At 62.2% G+C, this 434-nt stretch carries 1 protein-coding gene; it reads right to left on the bottom strand.

Going from position 1 to position 434, the window contains the following annotated elements; genetic code table 11:
* The coding region (locus tag AC1DCY_RS27695; RefSeq protein WP_477355985.1) for a hypothetical protein at positions 1-434 on the bottom strand (434 nt) is incomplete at both ends.

Genomic DNA, 434 nt, shown 5'->3' on the forward strand with positions numbered 1-434 from the left:
AATCAACCGACCGCAGCGGTTGTGGGCGGCGGTTTCTGCTGTGGCGTCGGCGTATGAAAAGCGTTCGGTACAGTGCTCTGTTTGACCTTGAGCCTGCTCGAAAATGGCGCTCGGTCGCAGCAGATCGTCATGGATCGCGCGGCTTTGATTACGTTTTTGGTCCCAGCCCTGCAACCGTTGCCCGGCTGCACCGAACAATCCCAGGCGCCATCCGGCGTCGCCGTTTTCGGACAGCAGCGCCGTGCCTGAGAGGCTGAACACCGTGGACTGATTGACGGCCTCGCCGGAGCCGCCTTCGAGCAACTGGAACAGACGTGGGTCACGGCTGTGGACGGCGCGCCCAGCTGTATCGTAGACCTGCTGAGTAATGTGTGACTCTGTCGTGTCGCCCGCCTTGCGCCGGTGATAGGCCACTGCCCGCACAGCCTTTGCAC

The sequence above is a fragment of the Lysinibacillus sp. 10T31 genome, assembly GCF_056394365.1.